Genomic DNA, 17,764 nt, shown 5'->3' with positions numbered 1-17,764 from the left:
GGGCTGCCGATAACGTGATGATCGGGTGAATCCTGATTTGGAACGGGCAGAATGCCGGAAAACTATATTTTACTTTGCCTGAAAGGGCTGGTTCTGCGCGCAATAAGCGCAGAGTTCAGGACGCGCTCAGTAACGAGTACCGTTCTGAATCCTCACTTGATAAAGATTGACAGGCACTGGTTGCCGGCAACCGGTATCGCGAAGCCTGATCGTCGGCACCGGTTGGCTGGCAGACGGCTATTTGCGCGGCAACCGCAGGTGCTGACAAAGCCCCGGAAAACGGACATGCGCTTCAGATTGGGTCCTTGGGCTCCTATCCAGGCATTCCATCAGTTTGAATCTAGCAATTTGCGGGGCCTGAACTGTGCCTAAGCTTACCATAGAACAACTATTCAGTCCGACCGTCATGCTGGCGCTGGCGTTGATGGCTATCATTGTGATGATGATCTTGCCGATGCCGGCCTGGGTTCTTGATGTTGGCCTGGCGGCCTCCTTTGGGCTTGCCATCCTGATCTTTACCATCACCCTGTTTATCGAACGGCCGCTGGATTTTTCCTCTTTCCCGACGATCCTTCTGGCCTCGCTGATGCTGCGGCTGTCACTGAATATATCCTCCACCAAACTGATCATCGGCCAGGGGCATTCCGGCACCGACGCGGCAGGCAATGTGATCGAAGGTTTCGCCCAGTTTGTGATGGGGGGCAGCGTATTCCTGGGTCTTGTGGTCTTCGGGGTGCTCTTGATCGTCAATTTCATGGTGATCACCAAGGGGGCCGCCAGGATGGCAGAAGTGGGCGCCCGTTTTGCACTGGATGGTATGCCAGGCAAACAGCTGGCGATCGACGCCGACATGTCAGCCGGTGCCATCGACCACCAGACCGCCAAGGAACGCCGTGAGCGTGATCAGCAGGAAACCACTTTCTTTGGTTCGCTCGACGGCGCGTCGAAATTTGTCAAAGGCGACGCCATTGCCGGGCTTTTGATCACCTTGCTGAACTTGGTCATGGGGCTGATCATGGGCGTTCTGGTCCATGGCATGCCTGTTGGCAGCGCGTTTGAAACCTATGCCATTCTCACTGTGGGCGACGGCCTTGTGTCGCAGATCCCATCAGTGATCATTTCAATTGCCGCGGCACTGCTGCTGGCGCGCGGCGGTACCACCGGTGCCACCGATACCGCCCTGTTCGAGCAATTCGGCCGCCATCCCGCCGCGCTGACAACTGTTGCCGTGCTGATGATCTTGTTTGCACTGGTTCCCGGTCTGCCATTTCTGCCCTTCGTGACCGGTGGCAGCGTGCTGGGCTACGCAGCTTTCCGGATGGCAAAGAAGAAGCAGGATGACGCTGAGGCGGAGATTGAGGGAAAGATCGAAGAAGCTGCAGATCCTACTGCAACCCGGCCGTTGGGAGATATTCTGGATCTGGATGATCTGCATTTGGAGTTTTCCCCGGATCTGGTCAGCATGGTACTTGATGCTGGCACCGGGCTTGATGCCCGCATTGCCAACATGAGGTCCCATATTGCCACCACCTTTGGCCTGATCCTGCCGGAAATCCGGCTGACCGATCAGCATGAGCTGGAAAGAGGCACCTATGTGGTCAAAGTGCAGGGGGTTGAGCAGGTGCGCGGCACTCTGCATCCCGACATGGTTCTGGCCCTGATGCCGGACAATCATGACGCGCTGCCGCCCGGCACTGACGTGACTGAGCCGGTCTACGGCGCGCCGGCCCGCTGGATCTCTGCCAAGTCGCAGGAACAGGCTGCATTGGCCGGGGCTACTGTGGTCACACCGCCGGAAATCCTGGCAACCCACTTGCTGGAGATCATCAAACAGAATTTCTCCCGCTTGCTGACACTTAAATCGCTGCGCCGCCTGTTGGATGAGATGACGCAGCTTTCTGATAACTTCCGGTCTGAGGCGAACCGCAAGCTGCTGGATGCGCTGGTGCCGGACAAGGTTCCGATGGATACGCTTCACTCGGTGTTGCGTCTGCTGCTGGAGGAGCGGGTTTCCATCCGCAATATGCCGCTGATCTTGGAATCGATTGCCGAAGCCCGGCAGCACACCACCCAGCCCGAGCTGATCTGCGAACATGTGCGCCAGCGCTTGGGTTTCCAGCTGGTGGCCGAGATGAAACGCGAGGACGGGACCATTCCGTTGATCCAGCTGGCGCCGGAGTGGGAAGACAAGTTTTCGACGTATCAAGTGGATGCGCAGGGTGCCGGGTTGGACATAGCCTTGCCGCCCGACTTGTTCAATATGCTTGCGGATGGGCTGACCGAGAAGCTGTCGGCAATCACCGACCAAGGTGTGTTTGCGGCTGTTGTTACCTCGACCCGCCGCCGCCGTTACCTGAAGACCATTCTGAAATCACGGGGCATCACCAACCCGGTTCTGTCTTTCGAAGAAATCGGCCTTGAAGCGCGGCCTGCCCTGGTTGGAATGGTGCAAGCATGAACCTGAACTTTCTGCCGCCAGAGCTTATAGCGCTGCTGGGGGCAGGATTCTGGCATGCTGCAATCGTATTTCTGCGGGTGTCGGCCATGGTATCGGTGCTGCCCGCGGTGGGTGAGCTGTATGTCCCCACCAGGGTCAAACTTGCAGTTGCGGCGGTTTTTACTTTTGTGGTGGCGCCTGCGCTTCCGGCCCTTCCTGAGCCGGATGGAGCCATAGAATTTGCCCGGATTGCTGTTGCCGAAGCGATCATTGGCCTGGCGCTGGGTATTGGTGTCCGGATCTTTGTTTTGGCGCTGCAGACGGCCGGTACAATGGCGGCGCAAAGCACATCGTTGTCACAGGTTCTGGGCGGCATCGGAGCAGAGCCAATGCCGGCTCTGGGGGCCGTTCTGATGATTTCCGGTGTGACCCTTGCTGTCATGATGGGTCTGCATGTACGGGCGGCGGAATTGCTCATTGGCTCCTACCAGCTGTTTCCTGCTGGTCAGTTTCCTGCGGCTTCCGGGTTGGCGGAATGGGGGGTGTACCGGGTTTCGCAAAGCTTTTCGCTGGCGTTCACACTGGCGGCGCCCTTTGTCATTACAGCGGTGATCTACAATTTGGCGCTGGGCGTGATTAACCGGGCAATGCCGCAGCTGATGGTGGCCATGGTTGGCGCGCCGGCGATCACTTTCGGCGGTCTGTTTATCCTGATGGTCGGCAGTCCGATGATCCTGGATGTTTGGTCCAGGGCATTGATGAGCTTTATGTCGAACCCTGGAGGCGGAATGCCATGAGCGGCCAGGACGACGATTCAGACAAGTCATTCGAGCCGACGGAACAGAAGCTCCGCAAGGCCCGGGAGAAAGGCGAAGTTGCCAAATCCACGGATCTGTCCGTAGCCGCAGCCTATTTGGGTCTGATCATCGCAGTATATACTGCCGGTAGCAGCAGCGTTGAGGGGATAGGCACTGCTTTGATGGCCTTTCTCGACCAGCCGGACAAGCTGGCCCCGCTGTTCTTCGAAGGGCCGGCTGCCGCACCTGTGGGGGGGGTTATCGGAAGCACCGTGCGCCCTGCTCTACCATGGTTTCTGGTTCCTTTTGCGCTGGTCCTGTTGTCGATTGTCGGACAGCGTGCGCTGGTTTTTGCGCCGAGCAAGCTGGAGCCGAAGCTGTCTCGTATTTCTCTCATCTCGGGGGCCAAGAACAAATTTGGCAGATCCGGGTTGTTCGAGTTTTTCAAAAGTTTTGTAAAGCTGGTGCTCTATTCGATCTGTCTGGGTGTCTACCTGTCTTACCGGCTTCCGGACATGATCGCTTCGTCCGGCACGGGCCCGCAGTCAGTTGTCTTGATGCTGTCGCAGCTGGCGATGGAGTTTTTGTTTTTGGCGCTGCTCATCGCACTATCGATCGGTATTGTGGATGCAGCCTTTCAACATGCTGAACATCACCGCAAGAACATGATGTCCCGGAAGGAAATCCAGGACGAAATGAAGGAATCCGAAGGCGATCCCCATATGAAAGGCCAGCGCCGACAGCGCGGCCTGCAGATTGCGATGGGGCAAATGATGGCCGATGTGCCGAAAGCCGACGTGGTGGTTGTCAACCCGACTCACTATGCGGTGGCGCTGCAATGGAGCCGTGAAAAGGGATCTGCGCCGGTCTGCGTTGCCAAAGGGGTGGATGAAGTGGCCGCGGCAATCCGGCGTGTTGCCAATGAAAACGGCGTCCCGATTCATAGTGATCCGCCAACGGCGCGGGCTTTGCATGCCACGATTGAGATCGGCGGCGAAATTCTGGAAGAGCATTACGCACCGGTGGCGGCGGCCATCCGATTTGCCGAAGAGATGCGCAAGCGTGCTAAAGGAAAGATCACATGAAGCAGAAGATGCTGGATCAGATGGCGGCAGTGACTGCCGCGCAGTATATGCAGGAACATGCGAAGATACAGCCGGCTCTGGCCCGGGAGGCGCAGCTTCGCGGCCAGCTGGCCAAGCTGAACAGCCAGGTGCAGACAGTCCGGGAACAGGTAGACAGCGATCACACAATGAAGGCTTTGGGGGCAGATCTGTTGTGGCAAGGCTGGCATACCCGCACCCGGCGCCAATTGAACCTGGAGCTGGCGCAGGCCACGGCACAAAAGCTGCGGATGATGGATCAGCTGCGCAAAGCCTTTGGGCGCAAACATGCGGTGGAAACCATGGCGGCCTCCGAACGCAAGCGGCACAAGGCGGAGCAGGCAAAGGTCTTCATGGACCGGCTGTTGGACGGTTGAGATACCTTGAGTATGGGGTAAGCCAAAAAGGCCGGTCCTTTGCGGGACCGGCCTTTTCTAGGATGGGTATGCTGCTTGCGTGTTAGACGTCCTGCCGTGATATCTCCATGATCAGAACGTCATAGACGCCTTTGCCGATATGTTTCTGTGCCGCCTCGCGCAGCGCTGTGCGCAGGGGCTCCAAGACATCTGAGCGGGTAAACGCCCCGCGGAAACCGCCCATATTGGCGTGGTCGAAGAGAACTTGCAGGAAAACATCCCGCAATTTGGGCGCGTAAGAATGTACTTTTTCGGCAATGCCTTTCTTGACCTCAAGGCTGAGCGAAATCACCACCAGGGATGTCATCTGGTCGCGCTCCACTATCGGCACCACAAACTGGTCGCCGACTTTGATGTATTCGCGCTGGTTCTTTTCGCTTTCTTCTGCGGTTTCCTCTTCGGCCTCTTCCGGGGCTGGCGCGGCCTCGCCTCCGGCAGCGGCTTGATTTTCTTCAGGCGGAGGCGCCAGCATAATGCCGGCGCCTATGCCGCCCCCGGTGCCGATGATCAGCAGGATGACTGGAAGGAGTTTAGATAGCATGGCAATCCTCAGAACGGCAGAATGGCGTCGAGCAGCTGCTGGCCGTAGCGCGGTTGCTGAACGTCGGTGATTTGGCCGCGGCCGCCATAGGACACACGGGCCGAGGCGATCTTGTCATAGGTGATCTCGTTCTGGCGGCTGATGTCTTGCGGCCGGACATAGCCGGTCACCAAAAGCTCGCGCAGTTCAAAATTCACCCGCAGTTCCTGGGTGCCGCTGATAGCCAGCACGCCGTTGGGCAGAACATCGACAACGGTAGCCGCAACCCGCAGCTCCAGCTTTTCGCTGCGCTTGACGGATCCTTTGCCGCCCGCAGAACTGGAACTGCCCAGTTCCACAGCTTCGGCGGAAGTGGCGCCTTCCGGCAGCTTCCTGTCAAGGCGCTGCGGCAGGCCAAGAAGATGCGGCATGTTCAGGCTTTCGGACCCCGAGCGCGACCGCTGGGTGTCGTTGGAAATCTCCGCCTCTTCATCGATCTCGATCACCACTGTCAGGATATCACCGCGCTTGATTGCGCGGCGGTCGCCCAGCAGTGATTGCTGCGAGCCGCTCCACAGCGAAGAGCCATCAACGGTGCGCCGGTTCTGTGTCTGCGCAGGCAGCCCCTGGTACAGCATCGCAACATGCTCAGAGCTTTCATTGGCCGGGGTGAAGGAGGGCGGTTTGCCCATATGATCCATCCGGCCGCAGGCACCCAGAAGGGCGAGCCCGAACAGTAACGGTTTGACGGGGGAAAGTTTCTTTTTCATCAGTTTACCTCAACGGAACCGTCTGCCGCGATCCGCCCGGTTACGGTGGTGCGGGAATTAAGATTCATAACCCGGACTGCCTCACCTGCAGCGCCGCGCCCCAGGGCGCGGCCTTCGGCGGCAATGGTCAGGCCCCCATGGCGGAAGGTCAAAGTGACCAGGTCATTGCGTTCAACGATGGCCGGCGGGCCGATGTCGCCAGCCCGCAACGGCCGTCCGGCGTACAGAGCGACGCGCGCTTCTTGACCGACAACCGCTGCCGGATCTGACAGAGCACCAAGAATCTCGCCTTTTTTCAGGGCCAGGTCTTCGGCATTGACGATCGCCTTTGCGCGGATCGTGCGCAGCGGGATCAGATATTCCGCCCAGGCGGGCGGCGCGCACAGCGCGGCGGCGGTCAGACAGGCAAGAGCAAGTTTCATCAGCGCACCTGTGTTGTTGCACCCATCATCTGGTCGACAGCCGAGATGACCTTGGCATTCATTTCATAGCCGCGCTGGGCTTCGATCAGCTCGGTGACCTCGCGCACCGCATCCACCGAACTGCCCTCCAGATAGCCTTGGCGCAGGGTGCCAAGCCCGTCTTCGCCGGCCGTGGACACAGTGGCTGCACCAGAAGCCTCTGTTTCGGTGAACAGGTTGCTGCCGATCGCCTCAAGCCCTTTGGGGTTGGTGAAACCCGCCACGGTGAATTGGCCCAGCAACTGCCCTGCCGAGGTTTCATCAAAGTACCCGTAAACTTCGCCCTCAGCGTTGATCGAGATACTGACGGCATCATCGGGAATGGTGACTTCGGGAGAGACTGCGAAGCCGTCCGACGTCACGATCAGCCCCTCGGCTGAGCGTTTCAAAGCGCCGTCGCGGGTATAGGCGGATTGGCCGGAGGGCAGTGTGACCTCAAGATAGCCTTTGCCGTCGATGGCAAGATCCAGATCATTGTTGGTCTGCTGCAGCGCGCCTTGCGATAAATGCACCGAGACGGCGGCCGGGCGCACACCCAGTCCAACCTGCACACCGGTCGGCAGCACCGTGCCATCCGATGCGTTGACACTGCCGGCCCGCGAGATCTGCTGATAGTGCAGATCGGCAAACTCGGCGCGCCGGGCGTTGTAGGCTGTGGTGTTCATATTGGCGAGGTTGTTGGAGATGGTCTCCACCCGCAATTGCTGAGCGCTCATGCCGGTCGCTGCGATTTTCAAGGCACGCATCTGGATTCTCCTAGGTCTTGATCAGGTTTTTGATGGCATTGCGGATGCGTTCGTCTTCCGCCTGCAGAAAGCTTTGGCCCATTTCATAGGCGCGCTGGACTTCGATCATCCGGGTCACTTCGGAAATCGCATTCACGTTGGAACCCTCGAGAAAGCCTTGCAGCACCTTCGCATCAAAACTGTCCTCAATCTCGCCGTCGACGCGGAACATCACCCCGTCCTCGCGCACCAGCGTGTGCTGTTCCATCGGCTTGAACAGACCAAGCTGGCCCAGCAGCCGCCCGTTTGCGCTGAGCGAGCCGTCAGCCCCGACTTCGATCTTGCCGGCATCCGGTGGAACAAAGACCGGCGCACGGCCCGCATCCAGCACCCGGTATCCATCCATGGTCACCAGATCGCCATCAGCATTGGGAGAGAAGGCGCCCGAACGGGTCAGCCTCTCGCCTTGCGGCGTTTCCACCATGAAGAAGGCGTCGCCCTCGATCGCAAAATCGAAGGAGCCGCCGGTTTTGGTCAGTTGGCCCTGTTCCATCGAAGTATTGAAGATATTCGCGCGCGACATTGACAGCGACTGCTGGCCGGGTGAGGACTGCACAAATTCCGAGAAGATCAGGCCCTCTTGGCGGTACCCAGTGGTGGCCGAGTTCGCGATATTGTTGGCAATGACGCGCATCTCCCGCATCAAGCCCGTTTGGCGTGAAAGCGTTGCGTAGCCTGCATTTTCCATTACGAACCTCCGGCAATCATCGGAACAACGTGGCCGTGGAAGAAGGCCACCAGCGTTTGTGTCATGAAGCCCATTGTCATCCAGAACACGACCAGGATCGCTGTCAGTTTGGGCACGAAGGTCAGGGTCATTTCCTGCACCGACGTCAGAGCCTGAAACAGGCCGATGGCCAGACCGACAACCAGTGCGACTACCAGGATCGGCGTCGACATGGTGACGGCGGCCCACAGCGCCTGGCGCAGCGTGTCATAGAAGAGGCTTTCGCTCATCATGGCTTAAACCGGCATCCTCAGGATTTCCTGGTAAGCTTCGACAACCTTGTTGCGCACGGTAACCGCAGTTTCGACTGCCAGTTCGGTCTGCGCCAGGGCCTGCACCAGAGCGTGCGGGTCGGCGCCTGAGGTCATCGCCTGCATTGAGACCTGTTCACTTTGCTGCAGAGTCTCCGCGAAATTCTCGAAGCTCTCTTTCAGGCGGGGGCCTGCGCCAGTGCCCGCATGTTCGGGATCGGCCTTGGTGGCGGGTCGGGCAGCGGCATAGCCGGTTGCGGCGGAAAGACTGCGAATATCCATTCTGGATCTCCAAATGTTTTAGTTAACGTCTCAATAGGTCCATGAGTGATGCCGACATCGTGCGTGTCTGCTCGAACATCTTCAGATTGGCTTCATAGCTGCGCTGGGCTTCACGGGCGTCGGCGATCTCGATCATCAGATCGACATTGGAGCCGTCGTAATGCCCGCTTTCATCGGCCATCGGATGCGACGGGTCGTAGACTTCCTCCAGATCGCTGCGGTCCAATGTGACCCGGCCGGTGCGCACATGCTCCACATCCGTCTGCAGTTCGCGCACCGCTTCAAACGGCACGGTCTTGCGCCGGTAGCCCGGAGTGTCAGCGTTGGAGATGTTTTCGGACACGTGGCGCAGACGCGAGGCTTGTGCCTTGAGGCCGCTTGCAGTGACGGAAAGGGCTCTGGAAAATTCACTCATCTCTCACCTCCCTCAGGTTTTGCCAAGGCTTGCGCGCAGGACATTCATCGAGGATTTGTAGATGGCCAAGGCCCGCTTGTGCTGCCGGGAAACTTCAACGCCCTTCAGCAGTTCGGTTTCGACAGACACTGAGTTGTCATTAGGATCGCTGCCGTCCTCGCTTGAGGTCACGGCCCAGTCCATACCATCGCCGGCAGTGCCGTTCAGATGGCTGCCGCGGGTTGCGATCATGCTGCTCGGACGGGCCCCGGCTGCAAAAACTTCCTTGAATGGCTTGATGTCCTTGGCGTGGTAACCGGGCGTATCGGCGTTGGCGATATTCTGGGACACCAATGCCTGGCGCTTCCCGGCATGAACTGCCATGGAGTGAGAAATTTTGAATACGTTCAGTTCTGTGAACACCAGGGCTTCTCCCTTGATCGATTTCAATCAAGGCTTAACCCCGATTCCTTTAGAAATTGTTTTCAGGACATCAATGGAGGCCGCTGCAATGAAAGCAGAGCTGCAAGCACTGACCCGTCAAATAGCCGGAAAACGTCTGGCGACACAGATGGGCAGGGTTACCGGGATATCTGGCGGGGAAATCGAAGTCAGCGGGCTGGCTGCGGTCGCGCGGATAGGTGACCGGCTGGTGCTGCGCCGCGGCCCTCAGGACGAGTTGCATGGCGAAGTTCTGAAGATTAGCAGTAATAATATCAGCATGTTACCTGACAGGGCTCCGGATGGCGCCGCGGTTGGCGATCCAGTTGTGCTGCATCCTTCGCCGGAGTTTTTGCCTAGCGATCACTGGATTGGCAGGGTGATTGATCCTTTTGGCGAGCCGTTGGATGGCCGTCCCTTGCTGCCGGGATTCGCGCCGCGGGATCTGATGGCGTCCCCGCCCAAAGCCGCAGGCAGGCGGCCGATGGGGGAGCGTTTGGCGACCGGACAGGCGGTATTGAACACGATTCTCCCAATAGTGCGCGGCCAAAGGGTGGGTCTTTTTGCCGGTTCCGGCGTCGGGAAATCGTCGCTGTTGGCAAAACTGGCCCAAAGCATGGAAGCAGATGTGGTGGTCATGGCGTTGATCGGGGAACGCGGCCGGGAGGTGAATCACTTTGTCGAACAAGTTCTGGGACCCGATGGCATGCGCCGGGCCGTTGTGGTGGCTGCCACGTCCGATCAGTCCGCGCTGGTCCGCCGCCGCTGCGCCTGGGCCGCCATGACAGTTGCCGAGCATTTCCGCGATCAGGGTAAGAATGTTCTGTTTCTTGCCGACTCGGTTACCCGTTTCGCCGAGGCGCACCGGGAGATTTCGGCGGCCTCAGGCGAAGCACCTGCCTTGCGCGGATACCCTCCATCCGTAACACCGCTGATCACCGGTCTGTGCGAGCGGGCTGGTCCGGGCGCAGACGGGCAGGGGGATATCACCGCCGTGTTCAGCGTCCTGGTGGCCGGTTCCGACATGGACGAACCGATTGCGGATATTCTTCGCGGTGTTCTGGATGGTCATATTGTACTGAACCGGGAAATTGCCGAACGCGGCAGGTTCCCGGCGATTGACGTCTCACGCTCAGTATCCCGCAGTCTGCCTGCTGCGGCCACTGCCGATGAAAACACTGCAATCCAGGATGTGCGCAAATTCTTAGGCGCTTATGAACAGTCGGAAGTGATGATCAGGGCCGGTCTCTATGCTGAGGGTAATGATGCAGTGCTGGACAAGGCTGTGAAGCTGTGGCCGGAGCTGGACGGTTTTTTTGGCCGCGAAGATCCGGAAGGAATCACCAGCAGTTTCAACCGGCTGCTTCTTTTGCTGCGCCGCGCAAAGGCCGGGCGGTAACCTGGCAGTCTTTCGAGCTTTCAAGAAAAGGCTGCTTCCAGATTTTTCTGGAGAACTCTACCGGCAATAGATGCAGCCGTTAAGCCCGCAAGACTGTCGGCTGGCTGGTCAGAACCCCGGCCCATGCCAGGTTCGCTGCCGATGCCCTGGAACAGGCTGTTCATGAGCGATGGTTCCCGGCGGTGATGCGGTTTGTTCACCTCTCCGGCCGCGGCAGCCTGTATTTGTCGATCAAGTAGCGAATGGCTGGGCCAAACCGGTATCGAGCCCTCTGTCGGCAGACAGGTGACGCAAGTGCAACCAGGGACAAAGTCCGACCATGAAATAACCCAGTTCGGCCGGGCTTTGAATGAGTTGGCTATCGGGATCCCCTGCGCGTATTCCATCCAGGCCAAGGGTTGCGTGGAACGGGCCAACAGTACGTTGCAGGACTGGCTGATGAAGGAACTGCAGCTGGCCGCCATCTCGGGCATGGCGGCAGCCAATACGTTCTTTCCCGGTTTCATGGAACAGGGCTATGCAAAGTTCTTCAAGCCGCAGGCCTGCCCGGATGATCTGCACGGCCTCTGAACGCCGGGCCGGATTGGCTGCGGGAAATCCTGTGCTTTCGCGATGAGCGCTTTGTCAGCCGGCAGTTGGGCTTCTCTTACGACCGCCAGTGGATCCTGCTCGAGGAGAACGAGGTGACCGCGGACCCCCGCAAATACCTGGACAGCTTCGAATTCGCGAATGGGCGGTTGGAGTTCCGAGCAGTGTCCCCACGTTTGGTGTCATTCCCGCGTGGATCGCTTGGCGGCCACGGCTGTTCTTCGGCTAAGGTTTTTTGCCGACCTGACTTTGACCGAGGAGAACGGCCATGACCAAGGACCGCCTGTCAAAGACCGCGGCCTTGCGCGCGCTTTTGCCGGAGACATCCGACACCCACCTGCTTGCCGGGATGCTCTGGTTCGTCGCCGGCCGTCTCATGGCGCTGGATGCCGGCCAGATCTGCGGCGCCGGTGCGCATGAGCGCGGTGCCGACCGGGTGAACCGGCGCAACGGTTACCGGCCCAGAGCGTGGGGGACACGCGCCGGGACGGTTGGCGTGAAGATCCCGACGCTGCGCAGGGGCAGCTATTTTCCCGAGTTCCCGGAGCCGCGCTGGGCGGCGGACAAGGCGATGACGGCGGTGATCCAAGAGGCTTATGTCCAGGGCCTCTCGACGCGCTCGGTGGACGATCCGGTCAAGGCCATGGGCATGACCGGCGTGTCAAAAAGTCAGGTCTCACGGCTCTGCGGCGAGATCGACGAACGGGTCGATGCCTTCCTGAGCCGCCCTTTGGAAGGGGAATGGCCCTCCCTCTGGCTGGATGCCACCTGCCTCAAGGTGGGATCATCAGCGCCGCGGCCATACTGGCCGTCGCGAGGTTCTGGGCATCGCTGTTCAGCCCTATGAAGCGGAGGTCTTTGGGGACGAGTTCCTGCCGCTCTCGCCAATCGCCGCCTGCGCGGCACACGCCTGATCATCGCCCTTATCGGCAGCATGCTGCGCATACGCCTGCCGGGCAACGGACGATCACAAGGGCCTGAAAGCCGCCGCGACCAAGGTGCTTGGAGCGACCGTCCAGCGCTGCCGTGTGCATTTCATGCGCAATGCGCTTGAAAGATGTTCCAGCCCGCAAGTCTTGTGGCAGGCTGGAGAAGTTGCAGGCGATTAGGACGGTCTGACTGCAAATAGCCGGTCTTCGCGCGGCAGCAGGGTGCGCAGCGCCTTTAGACAGCGGTAGTGGTTGTTGCCGATCAAAGCATCTGTTGCCTCGGCAATGGATGCGCGGCTGTCCGGATCGGTGAAGACTTGGCTCAACTCTTCGATCCGGCGCAGCATTGGCAGGTGCTCTTCCTCGGGATCGGCATCGCCGGACAGGATCAACTGCGCCGCATAGCACACCCGGCGCACCGGCGTATTGGCTTCTTCCGGATGGATCGCATCGCGCAGGCGCAGGATGTTGGCATCGGGGGTGACAATGGACAGGCGGCTGCGGCGGTCGCCGTTTTCAATCACCGCGCCATTTACAAGGACACGCTCCTTGGGGGCAAGTTTCAGGACAAGTCCGCTCATATTCAGGAAGCTCCGCCACGGAGGCCACGCATGATGGCCGTATTAATTTCTACCAGCGGCCGGACATCGGCCTTGCGCTGAAGCACTTTGCTGGTGTGCTGCCTTGTGAATTCCGCAAGCTCAAACAGGCTGAGTTTGAGTTCATCCGGCAGGGGGTTGCCCTTTGACGCGAGATCAGCGGTAAAAATTGACCAAAGCTTGCGGTTGTCATTCAATGCTGCTGCAAGTTCAGCAAACTCATTGCGGCCTTTTTGCGCTGCTGTGATCAGCCGGCGGGTGACGCGGGCGATCACTTCATATTCGAAATTCTTTGCTGTCCGGGTCGGGGCCTTTGCCGCCGAATAGGCACTCTTCGCCTTCAGAAGGGCATTCACGTGTTTTCCTAACGTATTATTCTTCAGGTTCTCTGAGAGGGGAAGACCGGGGCGCCATCAGCGCCCCGGTTAGGGCTGTTAACGGAACAGCTGCTGCAGGGTCGACGGCGCCGAGTTCGCGATAGTCAGCGACTGAACTGCCAGCTGCTGCTGGGTCTGCAGCGCCTTCAGGCGGGCAGATGCCTCTTCCATGTTGGTGTCGGTCATGGTGCTGACACCGGACTTCAGCGAGTCGGTCAGTTTGGATACAAACTCGTTCTGGTCGTCGATACGCTTGGCATCAGCACCAAGGGCCGCTGCATCGTTGATTGCCCCGGCGATCAGACCGTCGATCTCACCTAGCGCAGTGGATGCAGTTGCGGCGTCTGTAATAGGCGTCAGAGGAGTGGTGGTCCAATCCAGATCGTTTTCCATATCCACAGCTGCAACGCTGATCGTGGTCGTGCCGTCAACATTACCAAGAACGGTCAAGGCAGATTCGGTATCAGCAGCGTCAACGTATTCGTTCAGCAGGTTGGCGCCATTGAATTCAGCCGATCCGATAATCGCGGTGATCTGCTCTTGTTTCTTAACGATGTCGGTCTGGATCTTGACATGATCAACGTTTTGCGAGTTTGCAGATACGATGAGTTCTTTCATCTCTTTAAGAACATCGACGATCTGCTCCGCGCCAGACGAGGCGACGGCAACGGTTGCTTCACCAAAGTTCAGAGCATCGCTTACGGCTTCATAGGCCTGGATGTCGGATTCCATTGTTTTGGAGATCGCCCAGACAGCGGAGTTGTCCTTGGCCATGCCGACCTCTTTACCGGTCGAGATCTGGTTCTGGGTCTCTTCCAGGTTTTTGTTCACGGACTGCAGGGTCTGCAGAGCAACCATTGCGCCGTTGTTGGTCAGAATGCTGGTCATAGCTTTTTCCTTTAACTGCGGGGCGCTTTGGCCCCAATTTTACTTGCCCCGAGGGGCGCTGTGTGACGTCTTTCTGACTGTGCGTTCCGCCGTCCGGCTTCCGCGCCACCCTTCATAAGGTGCAAGGCGACATTGGCGCAGGAGTTGCTAAGGGAGTGCTAATGCCGGAATTTGAGATTTTTAGAATTTTCTCAAAATTGCACTCAGGCCCGTTTCTCAAGTTTGCCGCCGCCACGGGTGCCATAACGGGCCCGCTTGCCGGCCTGGTCATAGACATCCAATCCCTTGCGGATGCGGCGCGACTCGGCCATTCGTTCGGCGACGGCCCGTATTCCGTCCTTGGCGCTGTTCAAAAGCTGCTGGTTTCGTGACACCTTGGTCTGGACTTGCTCGAGCGACTCGCGCTCAAGCTCTGACACGGAATTCAGCTTGCCGATGACTTTCTCTTTCTTGGCCAGAAGATCTTCCAGCTTGCCAAGGTCGCCGGCCATCAGTGCCTTGCGCTCGCGGTCCAGGATCTGATCAAGTTCATCAATGAGCTGCTGTGGTTTCGGGTCACTCATCTTGGGTCTCCTTCAGTGCGTGATAAAGTGATTCAGCCAAACCGATCCCGCCAGAGCGGGCGATCTGCGTGGCTTGTTCGCGAATGAGAAAGCTGGAAAACTGCTCTTCTCCAGCGCCGCCGCCGAAGCCTTCGCTGGCTTCGCCGAGCCCTGCGGACTTCAGCATTTCTGCAAGGAAGGAGGCTTCGAGCTCAATCGCGGCCTCGCGCAGGGGATCGTTGACTGCGGGGCGCACCGGGGTGGCTGCAGGTGCGGTCTGAAGCAGGTTTGGCAATAGATCTGACATGTCCGGTTCTCCGGTTGAAAGTCGAATTTCATCGATTTTTCTAAGACTGCGCAGGAACCGGTTAAAATTGCCGTAACCGCTTTGGGGTATGTCTGTCCGGGTCGAGATAGAATGTCTGGAAAACGATCATGAATATGAATTCAATCCTTGGCTTGGAAGCCGGCTCTGCTGGTAAGCCACCGTCCGCCTCTCCGGAAGACGGTAAAAAATCAAACACTTCCAGAGACTTCTCAGATTTCATGTCTGTTCAGCCCGGCTCAGGTGAACGGGCGGATGAACTGCAATCGACCGAGAGCGAATCGGCTGAGACCGAAGCTGAACCCGGGATGCAGGAGAGTACGGCCGAGGACAGCGACGAAAGCCAAGGCACACGCATTAAGGCTGTGCAGGACGTACCCGAGGGCGTACCGGTTCAGGCAAGCCAAGGCACACCCTTCGAAGTGGGGCAGGATACATCGGCACAGAAACACTCCAAGGCTGAGGCAATTCTTTCCGATGCGGAAGTGGCTTCAGAGTTGCAGAAAACTGGAGCTTCCACCGCTGAAGAGGCCTACGCCGCAGAGGCTAAGGTTCAGTCCCCGCAGGGCGTCAGTATAGCAGCTGGAGAAAGAGTTGAGGCACGGGCCGCTGAGCAGCGGAGCGGACTGCCGATTGTGAAGGGCTCTGGGGCCGACACCGGTATTAATCCCGGGGCAGTTTCACCTGTCGAGGAAAACGATCAACCAGGTGCTATGTCCAAAGCAGCCTCCAGCGCAAATCCCACTGATCAGGTTGCGGGTTTCAAAGCAGGGGCAGTTATTCATCACGGCCCAGCAGTTGAAGGCAACGTGCAACTTGCTGAGAAGGCCGGGGAAGTTGGAAACTCAGAGAAAGCGCAGCCTTCAGTTGCATCAGCAACACAGGCGGAAGCAGAAACCTCAGCAGCAGCGCCAGAGAACGCAGCCACAAAGCTGCGGGGGGATAGTACTGAACCAGGCGTCCGCAGGGCTGATGCCAGGGAAACTGGAAATCGCCGGGCAAATACCGCCCGCGTTTCGCTTGAGACTACTGCTCAAGCTGCTGCGCCAGCTGTCGAAAAGGCTCAGGCGGAAAGGGCACAGGTTAGCGGCAGTTCAGGCCAAAGCAATAAGGGAAAAGCAACTAGCGCGGCGCAGTCGATATCCTTCGCGACTGGTTCAAGTTTAAATATCCATGCGGTGCCTCAATCGGTCGGCGGAAAAGCTGACACCTTAGCCAAGGCGGGTATTCCGGTTGCGCAAGACGAAAATCCGGATGCTGCGGCCGGGCAGACTGCTGCAAAGAGTCTGACACAGAAAAGTGACCTGGCTTCCACATCTGTTTCGAACGGAAATGGAGCGCAGGTGAAAGCGGAATCATCCGGAGTTGAGCGCCCGTTAGCCGATCCGTTGAAAGGCAGTGAAGTCCGGACGGTCACATTGTCTGTAGCGCCGCAAGTCCTTCAGTCGTCAGCGGCTCAGCTGCAGCCACTGCTTGCCGGCGGGATGATTGCTGGAAAAACAGGACCACAGCTGTTGTTCGGAACCGATGAGGCGCTGGCAGGAGCGCTGGGCTTGTCCAGCGAGGCACCCGGATTGACACAGCTGCTGACGGAAGCCTCAATTGGCACACATGGGGCGCACCGGCCAGAAGCGCCGCGCATGATTGCGGCCCAGATGGCTGAGGCATTTGCAGCCAAAGGCGAGCAGAAGGTTGAGGTGAGTTTGAACCCCCAGGAGTTGGGCCATGTGAAAATGCGCGTGGTGTCCAGCGAAACAGGCATCACCATGATCATCCAGACGGAACGTCCGGAAACCGGAGATTTGATGCGCCGCCACATCCATGAACTTGCGGAGGAATTCCGCCGCATGGGATATGAAGACATCTCCTTTGAATTCAGCGGCGGACAGGCCGGCGGGGGTCACCCTGGCGAAGACGCGGAGGGCGGTTCCGGACTGCCCCGCGGAACAACAGAGACAGGCGGCGCCGATGCAATGGACGCCGGCGAAGCAGCAATACAAAACCTCCGGCTCGGAGCAGCCGGTGTGGATATGAGGGTCTGAACAGATGACAACTGCAGTTACATCCGCCGGCGGCACCGCAGGGCAATCCAACCCGCTGACGCCATCGTCGCAGCAGGCTTCCGGCCTGACATCCGATTTCGAAACCTTCGTGAAGATGCTGACCGCTCAGGCAAAGTATCAGGATCCTCTGGAGCCAATTGATTCCACCGAATATGCGGCACAGCTCGCGCAGTTCTCTATGGTCGAGCAGCAAACCAAGAGCAACAACCTGCTGGAAGGACTGCAATCACAGCTTGGCCTGGCCAATATGGCGGCTCTTTCAGGCTGGGTCGGCATGGAAGCACGGGCCGTGGCCCCTGGTTACTTTGATGGCAGCAATCAAATTACTATTGCGCCTAACCCGGCTGCTGCCGCGGATTCGGTGACGCTGGTCGTGCAGGACACAAACGGCACCGAAGTGCAGCGCGTCGCCCTGCCGGTCTCGGCAGAGCCTTATCAATGGAATGGTCTGGATGATGACGGCAACCCGCTTGAGGCGGGGGAATACGCCTTTGTGATCGAAAGCAGCAAAGGCGACGAGCTGCTGCTGCAGGAATATGCCGAGATCTATTTCAAGGTGAACGAAACCCGGATGCAGGGCGGCGAAGTGGGATTGATTACCGAAGGCGGCTCCGTGGTCCTGGCCTCGTCGGTGAACGCGCTGCGCGATCCCGAGGCTTGATCCGGTGGT

At 58.7% G+C, this 17,764-nt stretch carries 22 protein-coding genes and 3 pseudogenes; 10 read left to right on the top strand and 15 right to left on the bottom strand.

Annotated elements, in window-relative coordinates; genetic code table 11:
• Positions 1 to 364 precede the first annotated feature (364 nt).
• The 4 genes from flhA to A2I95_RS04085 are packed head-to-tail and all read left to right on the top strand — an operon-like array spanning position 365 to position 4,714.
• On the top strand, positions 365 to 2,458 hold the full coding sequence (gene flhA / locus A2I95_RS04100; protein ID WP_291728116.1) for a flagellar biosynthesis protein FlhA: 2,094 nt from the start codon (positions 365 to 367) through the stop codon (positions 2,456 to 2,458).
• On the top strand, positions 2,455 to 3,234 hold the full coding sequence (locus tag A2I95_RS04095; protein WP_291728114.1) for a flagellar biosynthetic protein FliR: 780 nt from the start codon (positions 2,455 to 2,457) through the stop codon (positions 3,232 to 3,234). Before flhA ends, A2I95_RS04095 begins: the two co-directional genes overlap by 4 nt.
• Positions 3,231 to 4,319: a flagellar type III secretion system protein FlhB gene (gene flhB / locus A2I95_RS04090; RefSeq protein ID WP_291728112.1), complete on the top strand. Its 1,089-nt coding sequence runs from the start codon at positions 3,231 to 3,233 to the stop codon at positions 4,317 to 4,319. Before A2I95_RS04095 ends, flhB begins: the two co-directional genes overlap by 4 nt.
• Positions 4,316 to 4,714: a hypothetical protein gene (locus A2I95_RS04085; protein WP_291728110.1), complete on the top strand. Its 399-nt coding sequence runs from the start codon at positions 4,316 to 4,318 to the stop codon at positions 4,712 to 4,714. Before flhB ends, A2I95_RS04085 begins: the two co-directional genes overlap by 4 nt.
• Before the next feature lie 82 nt (positions 4,715 to 4,796).
• Here A2I95_RS04085 and A2I95_RS04080 read toward each other — a convergent pair whose 3' ends face one another.
• From A2I95_RS04080 to A2I95_RS04040, 9 genes are read right to left on the bottom strand one after another with little or no spacing between them, the layout of a single operon-like run.
• On the bottom strand, positions 4,797 to 5,294 hold the full coding sequence (locus A2I95_RS04080) for a flagellar basal body-associated FliL family protein (RefSeq protein WP_291728108.1): 498 nt from the start codon (positions 5,292 to 5,294) through the stop codon (positions 4,797 to 4,799).
• A gap of 8 nt (positions 5,295 to 5,302) precedes the next feature.
• Positions 5,303 to 6,043 (bottom strand): flagellar basal body L-ring protein FlgH, encoded by a 741-nt coding sequence (gene flgH / locus A2I95_RS04075; protein ID WP_291728106.1) that lies wholly within the window; start codon positions 6,041 to 6,043, stop codon positions 5,303 to 5,305.
• Entirely contained in the window at positions 6,043 to 6,465 is a 423-nt protein-coding gene (flgA, locus tag A2I95_RS04070; RefSeq protein WP_291728104.1) for a flagellar basal body P-ring formation chaperone FlgA, read from the bottom strand. Before flgA ends, flgH begins: the two co-directional genes overlap by 1 nt.
• Positions 6,465 to 7,250 (bottom strand): flagellar basal-body rod protein FlgG, encoded by a 786-nt coding sequence (gene flgG, locus A2I95_RS04065; protein ID WP_291728101.1) that lies wholly within the window; start codon positions 7,248 to 7,250, stop codon positions 6,465 to 6,467. Before flgG ends, flgA begins: the two co-directional genes overlap by 1 nt.
• 10 nt (positions 7,251 to 7,260) lie before the next feature.
• Positions 7,261 to 7,977 (bottom strand): flagellar hook-basal body complex protein, encoded by a 717-nt coding sequence (locus A2I95_RS04060; RefSeq protein WP_129372533.1) that lies wholly within the window; start codon positions 7,975 to 7,977, stop codon positions 7,261 to 7,263.
• Positions 7,977 to 8,249 carry a flagellar biosynthetic protein FliQ gene (locus A2I95_RS04055; RefSeq protein WP_027257092.1) on the bottom strand — a complete coding sequence of 91 codons (273 nt, stop codon included), beginning with the start codon at positions 8,247 to 8,249 and terminating at the stop codon, positions 7,977 to 7,979. Before A2I95_RS04055 ends, A2I95_RS04060 begins: the two co-directional genes overlap by 1 nt.
• 3 nt (positions 8,250 to 8,252) lie before the next feature.
• Positions 8,253 to 8,549, bottom strand: coding sequence for a flagellar hook-basal body complex protein FliE (fliE, locus tag A2I95_RS04050; protein WP_291728097.1), 297 nt, complete (start codon positions 8,547 to 8,549; stop codon positions 8,253 to 8,255).
• Positions 8,550 to 8,571: 22 nt separating this feature from the next.
• Positions 8,572 to 8,964 (bottom strand): flagellar basal body rod protein FlgC, encoded by a 393-nt coding sequence (gene flgC / locus A2I95_RS04045; RefSeq protein ID WP_024092263.1) that lies wholly within the window; start codon positions 8,962 to 8,964, stop codon positions 8,572 to 8,574.
• 12 nt (positions 8,965 to 8,976) lie between these two features.
• Entirely contained in the window at positions 8,977 to 9,366 is a 390-nt protein-coding gene (locus A2I95_RS04040; RefSeq protein ID WP_291728094.1) for a FlgB family protein, read from the bottom strand.
• Positions 9,367 to 9,454: 88 nt separating this feature from the next.
• Between A2I95_RS04040 and A2I95_RS04035 the strand changes: the two genes are divergently transcribed.
• Positions 9,455 to 10,783 (top strand): FliI/YscN family ATPase, encoded by a 1,329-nt coding sequence (locus A2I95_RS04035; RefSeq protein ID WP_291728092.1) that lies wholly within the window; start codon positions 9,455 to 9,457, stop codon positions 10,781 to 10,783.
• Positions 10,784 to 10,803: 20 nt separating this feature from the next.
• Here A2I95_RS04035 and A2I95_RS04030 read toward each other — a convergent pair whose 3' ends face one another.
• Positions 10,804 to 10,947 carry a hypothetical protein gene (locus tag A2I95_RS04030; protein WP_291728090.1) on the bottom strand — a complete coding sequence of 48 codons (144 nt, stop codon included), beginning with the start codon at positions 10,945 to 10,947 and terminating at the stop codon, positions 10,804 to 10,806.
• Here A2I95_RS04030 and A2I95_RS04025 point away from each other — a divergent pair.
• The 3 pseudogenes from A2I95_RS04025 to A2I95_RS04015 form a co-directional block, all read left to right on the top strand.
• A pseudogene (locus A2I95_RS04025) lies at positions 10,924 to 11,059 on the top strand (IS3 family transposase); the annotation flags it as partial. The gene A2I95_RS04030 and the pseudogene A2I95_RS04025 overlap by 24 nt on opposite strands.
• A gap of 63 nt (positions 11,060 to 11,122) precedes the next feature.
• Positions 11,123 to 11,290 (top strand): annotated as a pseudogene (locus A2I95_RS04020) (ISNCY family transposase); the annotation flags it as partial.
• Positions 11,291 to 11,639: 349 nt separating this feature from the next.
• A pseudogene (locus tag A2I95_RS04015) lies at positions 11,640 to 12,423 on the top strand (transposase); the annotation flags it as partial.
• 53 nt (positions 12,424 to 12,476) lie between these two features.
• Here A2I95_RS04015 and flbT read toward each other — a convergent pair.
• The 5 genes from flbT to A2I95_RS03990 form a co-directional block, all read right to left on the bottom strand.
• On the bottom strand, positions 12,477 to 12,881 hold the full coding sequence (gene flbT / locus A2I95_RS04010) for a flagellar biosynthesis repressor FlbT (RefSeq protein ID WP_291728088.1): 405 nt from the start codon (positions 12,879 to 12,881) through the stop codon (positions 12,477 to 12,479).
• Between the two features lie 2 nt (positions 12,882 to 12,883).
• The gene (gene flaF / locus A2I95_RS04005) at positions 12,884 to 13,255 is read right to left on the bottom strand and encodes a flagellar biosynthesis regulator FlaF (protein WP_027257100.1); all 372 of its coding nucleotides are present in this window, start codon (positions 13,253 to 13,255) and stop codon (positions 12,884 to 12,886) included.
• Positions 13,256 to 13,333: 78 nt separating this feature from the next.
• Entirely contained in the window at positions 13,334 to 14,164 is an 831-nt protein-coding gene (locus tag A2I95_RS04000; RefSeq protein WP_291728084.1) for a flagellin, read from the bottom strand.
• 203 nt (positions 14,165 to 14,367) lie between these two features.
• Positions 14,368 to 14,727 carry a flagellar biosynthesis protein FlgN gene (locus A2I95_RS03995; protein ID WP_291728082.1) on the bottom strand — a complete coding sequence of 120 codons (360 nt, stop codon included), beginning with the start codon at positions 14,725 to 14,727 and terminating at the stop codon, positions 14,368 to 14,370.
• Positions 14,720 to 15,013, bottom strand: coding sequence for a rod-binding protein (locus tag A2I95_RS03990; protein ID WP_084294330.1), 294 nt, complete (start codon positions 15,011 to 15,013; stop codon positions 14,720 to 14,722). Before A2I95_RS03990 ends, A2I95_RS03995 begins: the two co-directional genes overlap by 8 nt.
• A 128-nt stretch (positions 15,014 to 15,141) precedes the next feature.
• Between A2I95_RS03990 and A2I95_RS03985 the strand changes: the two genes are divergently transcribed.
• The gene (locus tag A2I95_RS03985) at positions 15,142 to 17,073 is read left to right on the top strand and encodes a flagellar hook-length control protein FliK (protein ID WP_291728078.1); all 1,932 of its coding nucleotides are present in this window, start codon (positions 15,142 to 15,144) and stop codon (positions 17,071 to 17,073) included.
• A 4-nt stretch (positions 17,074 to 17,077) separates the two neighbouring features.
• Positions 17,078 to 17,755 carry a flagellar hook capping FlgD N-terminal domain-containing protein gene (locus A2I95_RS03980; protein WP_291728076.1) on the top strand — a complete coding sequence of 226 codons (678 nt, stop codon included), beginning with the start codon at positions 17,078 to 17,080 and terminating at the stop codon, positions 17,753 to 17,755.
• Positions 17,756 to 17,764: the final 9 nt, after the last annotated feature.

The organism is Leisingera sp. F5, assembly GCF_001593695.1.
The sequence above is the reverse complement of the archived record's forward strand: the minus strand, read 5'-3'. Positions and strand labels throughout refer to the sequence as shown.